We start from the raw sequence: 12,189 nt of genomic DNA on the forward strand, positions 1-12,189 counted from the left end.
ACTTAAAAGAACAATATGAACTTTACAAAGAGAAGGAGTCGAAGTAACCGATGGCACAAATGACGATGATTCAAGCAATTACGGATGCACTCCGTACAGAGCTAAAGAATGATGAAAACGTCCTCGTCTTCGGTGAAGACGTTGGAAATAACGGCGGTGTATTCCGTGCAACTGAAGGTTTACAAAAAGAATTCGGTGAAGACCGTGTATTTGATACACCTCTTGCTGAATCAGGAATCGGTGGCTTAGCGGTTGGTCTTTCTCTTGAAGGCTTCCGTCCAGTACCGGAAATCCAATTCTTCGGTTTCGTTTATGAAGTAATGGATTCAATCAGTGGTCAATTGGCTCGTATGCGTTTCCGCAGTGGAGGCAAATACAATGCGCCGGTAACAATCCGTTCTCCATTTGGTGGAGGCGTTCATACTCCTGAAATGCATGCTGACAGCTTAGAGGGTCTAGTTGCTTCTCAACCTGGTTTGAAAGTAGTTATTCCATCTTCTCCTTACGATGCAAAAGGATTATTAATTTCTGCAATCCGTGATAATGACCCAGTTATTTTCTTGGAGCACATGAAATTATACCGTTCATTCCGTGAAGAAGTACCTGAAGAAGAATACACAATTCCTTTGGGTAAAGCGGAAGTAAAACGTGAAGGTACAGACTTAACAATTATTGCTTATGGTGCAATGGTACACGATAGCTTGAAAGCTGCAGAAGAACTTGAAAAAGAAAACTACTCAGTAGAAGTCATCGATTTACGTACTGTGCAACCTTTGGATATTGAAACGATCATTGCATCTGTTGAAAAAACAGGTCGAGCGGTTGTCGTTCAAGAAGCACAAAAACAAGCAGGTATTGCTGCTAACGTTGTAGCTGAAATTAACGAACGTGCAATCTTAAGTCTAGAAGCGCCAGTATTACGAGTATTTGCACCTGATACAATCTTCCCATTCGCTCAAGCGGAATCAGTTTGGTTACCAAACTCGAAGGATATTGTACTAACAGCAAAAAAAGTACTTACATTCTAATAAGAAGTTCAAAAAGTCGGTATAAGTTAGCACATAGAATTTCTTGACCGTCTTTTGGAATTGAAGATGATAGACACTCACAACTGAAAGGGTGAATTTTGTGGCATTTGAATTTCGATTACCGGATATCGGTGAAGGTATACACGAAGGCGAAATAGTGAAATGGTTTGTCAAAGCAGGCGACACCATTGGCGAAGATGATATTTTATGTGAAGTTCAAAACGATAAAGCAGTCGTTGAAATCCCTTCTCCTGTAGCAGGAAAAGTGGAGGAAGTGCTGATTGAAGAGAGTACAGTAGCGACTGTAGGCCAAGTCTTGATTCGCATCGACGCACCTGGCTATGAAGATCTTCAGTTTAAAGGTGATCACGAAGACGAATCGAAAGCAGAAGAGAAAACAGAATCTCAGGTTCAAGCAACTGCTGAAGCTGGACAAGCTGTAGCGAAAGGTCAAGCTTCTGAAAAAGCATCTGCAGAACCAACGAAAGCTGCACCTAAAACAGAAGCAGCTCCTAAGGCTGAAAAAGATCCAAATGGTCGTGTAATTGCGATGCCATCAGTACGTAAATTTGCACGAGATAACGATGTTGAAATTTCTCAAGTCAACGGTTCAGGTAAAAACGGCCGTGTGATGAAAGAAGATATTGAAGCATATATGAACGGTGGGCAAACTTCTGAAGCAACTCCACAAGATGAAGTTGTTGCAAATGAAGAAACAACAAGCACTGAAAAAGTAGCGAAACCTGCAGCTCCAGCTTTAGAAGGCGAATTCCCTGAAACTCGTGAGAAGATGTCAGGAATCCGTAAAGCAATTGCTAAAGCAATGGTTCACTCGAAACATACTGCTCCACACGTTACATTAATGGATGAAGTAGATGTAACTGAACTTGTTGCACATCGTAAGAAATTCAAAGATTTAGCGGCTGAGAAGAATGTGAAATTAACGTATTTACCATACGTAGTTAAAGCGTTGGTAAGCACATTGCGTGAATTCCCAGACTTCAATCGTTCACTTGATGACGAAGCTGGCGAAATCATTCAAAAACATTACTTCAATATCGGAATTGCAGCGGATACTGAAAAAGGCTTGTTAGTACCAGTCATCAAACATGCAGACCGTAAATCAGTATTTGCGATTTCAGATGAAATCAACACACTTGCAGGTAAAGCTCGCGATGGAAAATTATTACCTTCTGAAATGAAAGGTGCTTCTTGTTCAATCACGAATATTGGCTCTGCTGGTGGACAATGGTTTACGCCAGTTATCAATCATCCTGAAGTTGCAATTCTAGGAATTGGTCGTATTGCAGAGAAACCTGTCATAAAAAATGGTGAAATTGTAGCCGCTCCTGTGTTAGCATTATCATTGAGCTTTGATCATCGCATGATCGACGGTGCGACTGCTCAGCACGCATTAAATAACATTAAGCGTTTGCTTAGCAATCCAGAACTTTTATTAATGGAGGCGTAAAAACATGGTAGTAGGAGATTTCCCAATCGAAACAGATACGCTCGTCATCGGCTCAGGCCCTGGCGGATATGTTGCAGCTATCCGTGCTGCACAAACTGGTCAAAAAGTAACGATCGTTGAAAAAGAACACTTAGGCGGCGTTTGTTTAAACGTTGGTTGTATCCCATCTAAGGCGTTAATTTCAGTYGGTCACCGTTTTGAACAAGCAAAACATTCAGATGACATGGGTATTACGGCTTCTGAAGTAACAATAGACTTCTCTAAAGCGCAAGCTTTCAAAGACAGTGTCGTTAAGAAATTAACTGGTGGCGTTGAAGGTTTATTAAAAGGTAATAAAGTTGAAATCGTTCGCGGCGAAGCTTACTTTGTTGATACAAACACAGTTCGTGTAATGGACGAAAACTCAGCACAAACTTATAAATTCAAACATGCAATTATTGCAACTGGCTCACGTCCAGTTGAGATTCCATCATTCAAGTTCTCTAAACGTGTATTAAGTTCAACAAGCGCTTTAGCTCTTGGAGAGATTCCTGGTAAATTAGTCGTTATCGGTGGCGGTTATATCGGAACTGAATTAGGAACTGCTTTTGCAAACCTAGGTTCTGAAGTAACAATCATTGAAGGTGGCGGCGATATTTTAGCTGGTTTCGAAAAACAAATGACTCAAATCGTTAAAAAAGGCTTGAAGAAAAAAGGTGTCAATGTTGTTGTAAAAGCATCAGCAAAAGGCGTTGAAGAATCAGATTCAGGCGTAACAGTTACGTACGAAGCGGGCGGAGAAGAGAAAAAAGTCGAAGCTGATTATGTATTGGTAACAGTTGGCCGTCGTCCAAACACGGATGAAATGGGTCTTGAAGAAATCGGCCTTAAAATGGGCGAACGCGGCTTGATCGAAGTTGACAAGCAAGTTCGTACAAACATCGAAAACATTTTTGCAATTGGAGACGTAGTTTCAGGACCTCAACTTGCACACAAAGCTTCTTATGAAGGTAAAGTGGCAGCTGAAGTTATCGCTGGGCAAACTTCTGTAGTGGATTATTTAGCAATCCCTGCTGTATGTTTCACAGATCCTGAACTTGCAACAGTTGGTTTAAATGAAGAACAAGCTAAAAAAGAAGGCTTTGAAGTAACGGCTGGGAAATTCCCATTCGGTGCTAACGGTCGTGCTTTGGCATTGAACGCAACAGACGGTTTCGTGAAGCTTGTTTCACGTAAATCTGATGGCTTGTTGTTAGGTGCTCAAATTGTCGGACAGGGCGCTTCTGATATGATTGCTGAACTTGGTTTGGCAATTGAAGCCGGTATGACGGTAGAAGACATTGCTATGACTATTCATGCACATCCAACATTGGGCGAAATCTCAATGGAAGCTGCTGAAGTAGTAATGGGTCACCCAATTCATATCATTACGAAATAAGGTAATACTAGAGTCGTACAGGGCAACCTGTACGGCTTTTTTTGTCGTTTATGGAAAGATAGTGGGAAAACATGCTAAAATTACAATTGAAAGGGTCACGGTGATACATCATGAAATACACAAAATTAATGAGTATGAGTTTATTAGTATTAATGTTGGCAGCATGTGGTGACGTAGAAACGAAGACACCTACCTCAGCGCCGACACAACAGGAAGTCGATGAAGAAGTTGATGATGATAAAGGTACTGAAGAAGTTAATGAAGCAAATGAAGCAGAAGTTTCTGAGGAAGAAACTGCACCAGCAAAACCGCTCTATACATTGAATGAAGCCAATTGGTCGTTCAAACCAATTGCTAATGCGCCTTCCAAAGTTGTACTTTTGACCATTGATGACGCACCAGACAAGCGTTCACTTGAAATGGCAAAAACATTGAAATCTTTGAATGCACCTGCCATTTTCTTTGTGAATGGACACTTTTTGGATAGTGATGAAAAGAAAGCGGTATTAAAAGAAATACATAACATGGGCTTTGCTATTGGAAATCATACGCAAACGCATGCAGATTTGAAAAAACTCACTGAAGAAGAACAGCGTGCAGAAATCATGAAAGTAAGTGAAACTATCGAAGCTATTATCGGGGAGAAACCTAAGTTCTTCAGGGCCCCATTCGGATCAAACACTGATTTCAGTAAAGCTTTGGTAAAAGAACAAGGCATGCTTTTGATGAATTGGACATACGGCTACGACTGGGAATCAAAATATCAGGATGCCAATGCTTTGAAAGATATAATGGTCAACACGGAGTATTTGACGAACGGTGCGAACTTATTAATGCACGATCGAGTATGGACCGCAGAAGCCCTTGGTGGGATTGTGGAAGGTTTACGTGCAAAAGGATACGGCATGATTGATCCTGCGACAATTCAAGGTGTAACAGGTCAATAATGACCTACAATTAAGAAAAGGCTGAGCGTTCCTATTAGAGGAGTCTCAGCCTTGTTGCATTAATAGAAAGCCTTATGTTCTTTAATGACACGAATCAACTTCAATTCGTCGTCTTCAGGACCTTGAACTGGTAAGCCCGCTTCGATATTCATATGAATATAGGCGATATTATCTTCCGTAATAATTTCCCCTGGAATGAAAATAGGGATACCAGGTGGATATACCATAATAAATTCAGCGGAAATACGTCCTACAGATTCTGCAAACGGTACAACTTCAGTTGTTGCATAAAAGGCATCTCGAGGCGTCATGGCTAAACGTGGAATATCTGGCATGGTTACAAAAGCTTCCACGATTTCAGCTTCATCTTCGAGTGATTGGGACATGCGCTGAAGAGCATTGACAAGCAAGTTCACTTCTTTTTTGGAATCTGCAATCGTCACGATGCAGAGTATATTATATAAATCGGATAATTCAACTTCAATGTTTGCTTTCTCTCGCAACCATTCTTCGGCTTGATGACCTGTAATCCCTAAATTTTTGACACTTATTAATAATTTAGTAGGATCCATATCGTATGTTGCAGAAGTGCGCAAAATTTCTTCGCCCACACATCGTAGGTTTGGAATTTGATTGATTCGCTTTCGTGTATCTTTTGCCAATCGAATAGTCGTTGTTAATAAGTCATGACCATGAATAGCTAATTGGCGTCTCGCAGTATCGAGAGAAGCCAGAATCGGATACGATGTAGAAGTTGTAGTTAGCATGGACAAAATGGATTGAACACGCTTAGGCGAAACTAAACCTTCCCGAACATTCAAGACTGAGCTTTGTGTCATCGAACCGCCCAGTTTGTGAACGGAAGTAGCAGCCATATCCGCACCGGCAGCCATCGCTGAGACAGGCAAAGATTCATGGAAGTGGATGTGGACACCATGTGCTTCATCCACCAATACCGGAATATTACGACTGTGGGATATTTCTACAATGCGTGCCAAATCAGCAGCAATGCCGAAATAAGTTGGGTTGATCACAAGTACAGCTTTTGCATCTGGATGAGCACCCAAAGCTTTTTCAACCGATTCAGCAGATATTCCGTGTGAAATGCCAAGTTCTGGATCCACTTCTGGGTGGATGAATACTGGAATTGCACCTGCAAAGACAATTGCAGACATGATGGATTTGTGAACATTGCGTGGTACCAGAATTTTATCGCCAGGACCGACAACACTTAAAATCATCGTCATGATAGCACCACTGGTTCCTTGCACAGAGAAAAATGTAAAGTCGGCACCAAAAGCTTCGGAAGCTAATTCCTGAGCTTTTTTAATCGCACCTTTTGGTGAATGCAAATCATCAAGTGGAGCAATATTAATTAAGTCTATGGAAAGAATATTATCGCCTACGAATTCACGAAAAGCAGGATCAACACCATTTCCTTTTTTATGACCGGGAATGTGAAATTGAATAGGATGTCGGTTGCGATGCTTCAGCAAGGCATCAAATAAAGGGGTTTCTAACTGAGACAATGGTCGTACCACCTCAACTTTCTTAATGACAGCATCCAAGAAGTCCTGAACACCGATTGAAAATGAAAAACAAGTGAATTATAGCATTTAGAACTGCAGATGACCATAAATATTAGAGGAATTTCGACAATAAAATCGAATATAATACAATTAATTATTTAGGGGGAATTGAAAAATGAACTGGCAAACACGGATTACGGACTTATTACATATTAAATATCCAATCATTCAAGGTGGACTTGCCTACCTTGCCTATGCAGATTTGGCAGCAGCTGTTTCGAATGCTGGCGGCCTTGGTCAGATAACGGCAATGAGCCTGGAATCACCAGAGGCACTTAGAAAAGAAATACATAAAGTACGAACAATGACCGATCAGCCATTCGGTGTAAACTTTGCAATTGGTGATCAGGGACGGCCGTTTTCGCATATGCTTGAAGTTGCCATAGAGGAGAAAGTATCTGTCGTGTCAATGACTGGAGGGAATCCGACACCGATTTTTGATCAACTAAAAGGAACCGATATAAAAAAACTCGTGCTAGTTGCTGCTACAAGACAAGCACAAAAAGCAGAAGAACTCGGTGCTGATGCTGTAATGGTTGTGGGCCAGGAAGGTGGAGGGCATTTGGGCCGCGATGACGTTGGAACCATGGTGCTTGTACCGCGTGTTGTGGATGCTGTGTCCATTCCTGTCATCGCCTCAGGTGGAATAGGGGATGGCAGAGGTTTAATGGCTGCACTTGCACTAGGAGCTGAAGGAATCGAAATGGGTACTCGGTTCATTGTGACCAAAGAATGCGTACATGCCTCAGAAGTTTATAAGCAAGCGTTAGTAGATAGTTCTGAAACTGGCACGACTGTTATCAAACGCTCGATTGGCGCTCCTGCACGCGCATTGATCAATCCGTGGACGGAAAAAATTCGTGACATTGAAGCTGCGACACCTACTTACGAGGCTTTAAGAGAGTATATTAGTGGCGAAGCAAACAAACAATATATTTATAAAGGTGATACTTCACATGGGTTTGGTTGGGCTGGACAAGTAGCCGGATTGATTGATGATGTCCCATCTGTGGAACAACTAATTTCTAGAATGATTTCACAAGCGGAAGACTTCCGAGTAAAATGGAATTAAGGAAAGGGTGAAAAAAACATGAGTTTTTCATATCCATTTTCAAAAGATTGGTCGACGGAAGAAATTATTGCCGTTGTTCAATTTTTTGAAGTCATAGAATACGCATATGAACAAGGCGTAAACCGAGAAGTATTAATGGAAAAATATAGACGATTCAAAGATGTGGTTCCATCAATGGCAGAAGAGAAAACCTACTTCAGAGAATTCGAAAAAGAAAGCGGATATATTTGTTATCCAATCATCAAAAAAATGAAAGAGACAACTAAAGGCGCCATTATAAAAGGAACAGGGAAATAATCCCCTGTTCCTTTATTTACTTCTGTAGTATTTTCTTTTTTATCGTACGCAACGCCTTCGTGACCAACATCCTGCTGGCCCGAGTAGGCTTGCCTGATCGTCCGCGGAAAGGGAGCCGATTACCTCTTTTATTATAGGCTCTGTTAAACTATCCTATTGATTATTATCTATACGAGCTAGCCGCATAAGGACACTTGTAAATATGTTAAGTTATTTTTTCACCATCACATGATAAATTGGTAGTAATGCTTCGAACGTTTCTTCAGCAAATGATGCAAATTCTTCTGCTGACATTTCAATTGCCATTTCGCTAGGCAGATGGCGGCCGACTAAAAACTCAGCTTTTTTGACATCATGTAACCTCGTCAACAGTGCGGGCAATTGTTCTTTATGAGCACCTTTGAGTTGAATTGCTTCTGGCGACATGTGGTCTCCGGAAATGATAAAGTCCTGAGGTAGTTTTTTAAATAAACTTTTCTTTTTCAATAATCTCTCTGCTATTTGTACTTTATCGGGTGCTTCATAAATGACAGCCAAGATAATGAATACATGCGTCCCCCATAAACCGATTTGAAAATGGGGAAGAGCTTTATAACCGCGTTTATATGGTGCGAATGCCACCCATGAATCCTTGGGCGGATTAACGGAGCGTCTGGCGTGCTTAGCGACATGTGGATAGAATTCATCGCCCGTTTTACTTGAAAAGTATGATGCATATGTATGACCGAATGCTTCGAACTTTGGTCGGACTTTTTCAATCAAAGATTGCATACGATGTTCTAATCCTTCTATCTGAAAAACCTCAAAATCTTCACTTTCCCACTTATATTTCATCTTTTTTTCCACCTTTCGTACTTCGTATGTTTAGTTTAATCAAAAAATGGGAAAAAATCTTGTAAGTAAGCTTTATGAAGTTGACAAAACCAACATTGTGCCATATTGTATAAAAAACATTCTGAATATTTAGACAAAAGAAAAGGGGTGTAAGACATGAAACAAGTTGTCCACATCATTCGTAAAGAGGATGTTGAGAAAAAAATGATTTTGGGATTAAAATTAGAGCTTGACTATGAACTTGCCTCTTTGTACGATGCGATGCAAGAAAAAAATCAAGCGGAAATAGACAAGAGCAAAGTAAGGCTTGGCGATATTCATAAGCAACTGAAGGCTCTTCATGCTTTACATTAGTGAAATAACCAGTCCTTATACGTAAGCAGACCTGATCGTCTATTTCTGACATCAGGTCTTTTTTTGTTTATAATTGAAAGAGAATGATTTGGAAAGGCGGCTAATCCATTGGAACTTCAACAACTCGATCGCTATGCAAAAGCATTAATAAAAGAAGCAGGCAGAAAGATTCGCCACTCATTGACCCATGAATTGGTTATAGAATCTAAAGTGGATGCCAATGATTTGGTAACCAATATTGATAAAGAAATCGAACAATTTTTCATTCAGCATATCCGTAAAGATTACGAAGGCCACTCTATTTTAGGGGAAGAAGGTTTCGGTGATGCCCTTCAATCATTGGAAGGCTACGTATGGATGTTGGATCCTATAGACGGAACGATGAATTTTATTCATCAACAACGGAATTTTGCCATATCATTAGGGATTTATAAAGATGGCATCGGACTTTTCGGTTACATTTATGATGTCATGCATGACGAATTATACAGTGCACAAAAAGGGCATGGAGCTTATTTAAATGATGAACCAATTCCAATGTTGGAAGCCACTACGATTTCCAAAGCAATTATTGGAATGAATGCGAGTTGGGTAGTACCGAATCGTCATGTTGACAATGAAGGTCTTATACGATTGGTCAAAGATGTACGCGGAATCCGTTCATATGGGTCTGCAGCGCTGGAACTTGCGTATGTTTCCACGGGACGTATTGATGCTTACATGTCCATGAGACTTTCACCGTGGGATGTTGCGGGAGGAGTTGTCATTGCTGAAGAAGTTGGCGCGATTGCCACTAATTTAAAAGGACAACCGTTAAAGTTTTTAGGACAAGATACATTTATTGTTGCACGACAAAGTTTGCACGATTCATTAATTGAGAATTATATTACGCTTATATAAAGGTTATTTAATAAAATGCATTTAGGAGCATTGCTTAAAATAGCCAAATAAAAAGGAAGGAACGGTGTAAAACCATTCCTTCCTTCCTTTAAATATTATTTGCAACGTAGTGTTTTTATAATGTTCCTTCGTCACGCATTTTCTTTTTGGTTTTAAAACCGAATCCCATAACAAAGATCAATATTGCAATACTGGCGAATATACCGATTACACTGCGTAAACCAACAGATATTCCAATTGCAAACATCGATAATAAAGCTAATAGGGAATATAGTACAAATACCCATTTAATATTTTTCACAAAGTACCCTCCACAAAAGCGATAATATTCTTACAATTCTAAATCAGACAAATAGTTACAACATGTGCTATAATAACACAGTTAAGGACTCGAAAAAAGAATATGGAGTGAAACAATGACTAATTTACGTCAAGACTTAAGAAACATTGCAATTATTGCCCACGTTGACCATGGTAAAACAACTTTAGTTGACCAATTATTAAAACAATCCGGTACTTTCCGTTCAAATGAACATGTGGACGAGCGTGCAATGGATTCAGGTGATATCGAGCGCGAACGCGGTATTACGATTCTTGCTAAAAACACAGCGATTCAATATAAAGATGTGAAAATCAACATTCTTGATACACCTGGACACGCTGACTTTGGTGGAGAAGTTGAACGTATCATGAAAATGGTAGACGGTGTTCTACTTGTTGTGGATGCTTATGAAGGTTGTATGCCACAAACTCGTTTCGTATTGAAAAAAGCTTTGGAACAAAACTTGCAACCAATCGTAGTTGTAAACAAAATTGACCGTGACTTTGCTCGTCCTGAAGAAGTAGTGGACGAAGTTCTTGAACTTTTCATTGAATTGGAAGCAAACGACGATCAATTGGAATTCCCTGTTATTTTCGCATCAGGTATGAACGGTACTGCAAGTCTTTCTTCAGTTGCTGCAGAGCAAGATGAAAACATGCAAGTACTTTATGATGCAATCATCGAACACATCCCATCTCCAGTAGATAACAAAGAAGAGCCTCTTCAATTCCAAGTATCTCTTCTTGACTACAACGATTATGTTGGCCGTATCGGTATCGGTCGTGTATTCCGTGGAACGATGGAAGTTGGACAACAAGTTTCACTAATGAAGCTTGACGGCAAAATGAAAAACTTCCGTGTTACTAAAATGTTTGGTTTCATGGGTCTGAAACGTGTGGAAATCCAAAAGGCTTCTGCTGGTGATCTGATTGCCGTTTCTGGTATGGAAGACATTAACGTTGGTGAGACGGTTTGTCCTACTGAGCATCCTGAAGCATTACCAATTTTACGTATTGATGAGCCAACTCTTCAAATGACGTTCCTAGTGAACAACAGTCCATTTGCTGGACGTGAAGGTAAATGGGTAACATCTCGTAAAATTGATGAGCGTCTTCAATCTCAACTTGAAACAGACGTATCTCTTCGCGTAGATCCAACTGACTCTCCTGATGCATGGGTTGTATCTGGTCGTGGGGAATTACATTTATCAATCCTGATTGAAAACATGCGTCGTGAAGGTTTCGAATTACAAGTTTCTAAACCAGAAGTTATCGTTCGTGTTATCGATGGTGTTCGTTGTGAGCCGGTTGAACGCGTACAAATTGATGTCCCAGAAGAGCATGTTGGTTCAATTATTGAATCAATGGGTGAACGTAAAGGCGAAATGCTTGATATGGTCAACAATGGTTCTGGTCAAGTACGCTTGATCTTTATGGTTCCTGCTCGTGGATTAATTGGTTACACAACTGAATTCATGACGTTAACTCGTGGATACGGAATCATCAACCACACATTCGATAGCTACCAACCAATGCAAAAAGGTCGCGTAGGTGGACGTAGTAAAGGTGTTCTTGTTGCAATGGCTACAGGACAAGCATCTGAGTACGGAATTCTAGGAATTGAAGACCGCGGTACAATTTTCGTTGAACCAGGTACTGATATTTATGAAGGTATGATCGTTGGAGAACATACTCGTGATAACGACTTAACTGTTAATATTACGAAAATGAAAGCTGCCAATAACATCCGTTCTGCAAACAAAGAAGCGACAACTACACGTAAAAAACCACGTATCATGACGTTGGAAGAATCACTTGAATACCTAAACGATGATGAGTACTGTGAAATCACACCTCAATCAATTCGTTTACGTAAAAAAGTTCTTGATAAAAACGAACGTGAACGTGTAACGAAAAAAGCTAAAACGGCAGAAAATAATTAATCGTATGGAAAGAGGT

12 protein-coding genes are annotated in these 12,189 nt (G+C 40.2%); 9 read left to right on the plus strand and 3 right to left on the minus strand.

Translation table 11 applies throughout. The annotated features are described in order from the left end of the window. The first annotated feature begins 50 nt into the window (after positions 1-50). From AC1DSL_RS13270 to AC1DSL_RS13285, 4 genes are all read left to right on the plus strand, one after another. Positions 51-1,028 carry an alpha-ketoacid dehydrogenase subunit beta gene (locus AC1DSL_RS13270; protein ID WP_016427830.1) on the plus strand — a complete coding sequence of 326 codons (978 nt, stop codon included), beginning with the start codon at positions 51-53 and terminating at the stop codon, positions 1,026-1,028. A gap of 100 nt (positions 1,029-1,128) precedes the next feature. Beyond that, positions 1,129-2,499 (plus strand): dihydrolipoamide acetyltransferase family protein, encoded by a 1,371-nt coding sequence (locus AC1DSL_RS13275; RefSeq protein WP_477532526.1) that lies wholly within the window; start codon positions 1,129-1,131, stop codon positions 2,497-2,499. 4 nt (positions 2,500-2,503) lie between these two features. After that, the gene (gene lpdA, locus AC1DSL_RS13280; protein ID WP_477532527.1) at positions 2,504-3,916 is read left to right on the plus strand and encodes a dihydrolipoyl dehydrogenase; all 1,413 of its coding nucleotides are present in this window, start codon (positions 2,504-2,506) and stop codon (positions 3,914-3,916) included. Positions 3,917-4,026: 110 nt separating this feature from the next. Further along, positions 4,027-4,863: a polysaccharide deacetylase family protein gene (locus AC1DSL_RS13285; protein WP_477532528.1), complete on the plus strand. Its 837-nt coding sequence runs from the start codon at positions 4,027-4,029 to the stop codon at positions 4,861-4,863. Between the two features lie 59 nt (positions 4,864-4,922). Here AC1DSL_RS13285 and AC1DSL_RS13290 read toward each other — a convergent pair whose 3' ends face one another. After that, positions 4,923-6,392: an aminotransferase class I/II-fold pyridoxal phosphate-dependent enzyme gene (locus AC1DSL_RS13290; protein WP_477532529.1), complete on the minus strand. Its 1,470-nt coding sequence runs from the start codon at positions 6,390-6,392 to the stop codon at positions 4,923-4,925. 175 nt (positions 6,393-6,567) lie between these two features. Here AC1DSL_RS13290 and AC1DSL_RS13295 point away from each other — a divergent pair, with 175 nt between their 5' ends. Both AC1DSL_RS13295 and AC1DSL_RS13300 read left to right on the plus strand, forming a co-directional pair. Continuing rightward, the gene (locus tag AC1DSL_RS13295) at positions 6,568-7,524 is read left to right on the plus strand and encodes an NAD(P)H-dependent flavin oxidoreductase (protein ID WP_477532530.1); all 957 of its coding nucleotides are present in this window, start codon (positions 6,568-6,570) and stop codon (positions 7,522-7,524) included. Positions 7,525-7,542: 18 nt separating this feature from the next. Beyond that, entirely contained in the window at positions 7,543-7,821 is a 279-nt protein-coding gene (locus AC1DSL_RS13300) for a UPF0223 family protein (protein ID WP_016427824.1), read from the plus strand. A gap of 210 nt (positions 7,822-8,031) precedes the next feature. Here AC1DSL_RS13300 and AC1DSL_RS13305 read toward each other — a convergent pair whose 3' ends face one another. Beyond that, positions 8,032-8,655 carry a YktB family protein gene (locus tag AC1DSL_RS13305; protein ID WP_477532531.1) on the minus strand — a complete coding sequence of 208 codons (624 nt, stop codon included), beginning with the start codon at positions 8,653-8,655 and terminating at the stop codon, positions 8,032-8,034. A gap of 156 nt (positions 8,656-8,811) precedes the next feature. Between AC1DSL_RS13305 and AC1DSL_RS13310 the strand changes: the two genes are divergently transcribed. Together AC1DSL_RS13310 and AC1DSL_RS13315 are read left to right on the plus strand one after the other, a co-directional pair. Further along, complete coding sequence (locus tag AC1DSL_RS13310) at positions 8,812-9,009, plus strand: hypothetical protein (RefSeq protein ID WP_477532532.1); 198 nt, start codon at positions 8,812-8,814, stop codon at positions 9,007-9,009. A 108-nt stretch (positions 9,010-9,117) separates the two neighbouring features. Then, positions 9,118-9,909 carry an inositol monophosphatase family protein gene (locus AC1DSL_RS13315; protein WP_477532533.1) on the plus strand — a complete coding sequence of 264 codons (792 nt, stop codon included), beginning with the start codon at positions 9,118-9,120 and terminating at the stop codon, positions 9,907-9,909. A 115-nt stretch (positions 9,910-10,024) separates the two neighbouring features. Here the strand turns inward: AC1DSL_RS13315 and AC1DSL_RS13320 are convergent, their stop codons facing one another. Next, a complete protein-coding gene (locus AC1DSL_RS13320) occupies positions 10,025-10,210 on the minus strand; it encodes a YlaF family protein (RefSeq protein WP_016427820.1) in 186 nt (61 codons plus the stop codon). A gap of 115 nt (positions 10,211-10,325) precedes the next feature. Between AC1DSL_RS13320 and typA the strand changes: the two genes are divergently transcribed. Next, positions 10,326-12,173: a translational GTPase TypA gene (gene typA / locus AC1DSL_RS13325; protein ID WP_016427819.1), complete on the plus strand. Its 1,848-nt coding sequence runs from the start codon at positions 10,326-10,328 to the stop codon at positions 12,171-12,173. Positions 12,174-12,189: the final 16 nt, after the last annotated feature.

This window comes from Paenisporosarcina sp. P4_D4 (assembly GCF_056401835.1).

Excerpts from the sequence above, each read along its gene's own strand:
- AC1DSL_RS13270 (WP_016427830.1), top strand. The coding sequence starts at position 51 with ATGGCACAAATGACGATGATTCAAGCAATTACGGATGCACTCCGTACA.
- AC1DSL_RS13305 (WP_477532531.1), bottom strand. The coding sequence starts at position 8,655 with ATGAAATATAAGTGGGAAAGTGAAGATTTTGAGGTTTTTCAGATAGAA.
- AC1DSL_RS13295 (WP_477532530.1), top strand. The coding sequence starts at position 6,568 with ATGAACTGGCAAACACGGATTACGGACTTATTACATATTAAATATCCA.
- AC1DSL_RS13300 (WP_016427824.1), top strand. The coding sequence starts at position 7,543 with ATGAGTTTTTCATATCCATTTTCAAAAGATTGGTCGACGGAAGAAATT.
- AC1DSL_RS13285 (WP_477532528.1), top strand. The coding sequence starts at position 4,027 with ATGAAATACACAAAATTAATGAGTATGAGTTTATTAGTATTAATGTTG.
- AC1DSL_RS13310 (WP_477532532.1), top strand. The coding sequence starts at position 8,812 with ATGAAACAAGTTGTCCACATCATTCGTAAAGAGGATGTTGAGAAAAAA.
- typA (WP_016427819.1), top strand. The coding sequence starts at position 10,326 with ATGACTAATTTACGTCAAGACTTAAGAAACATTGCAATTATTGCCCAC.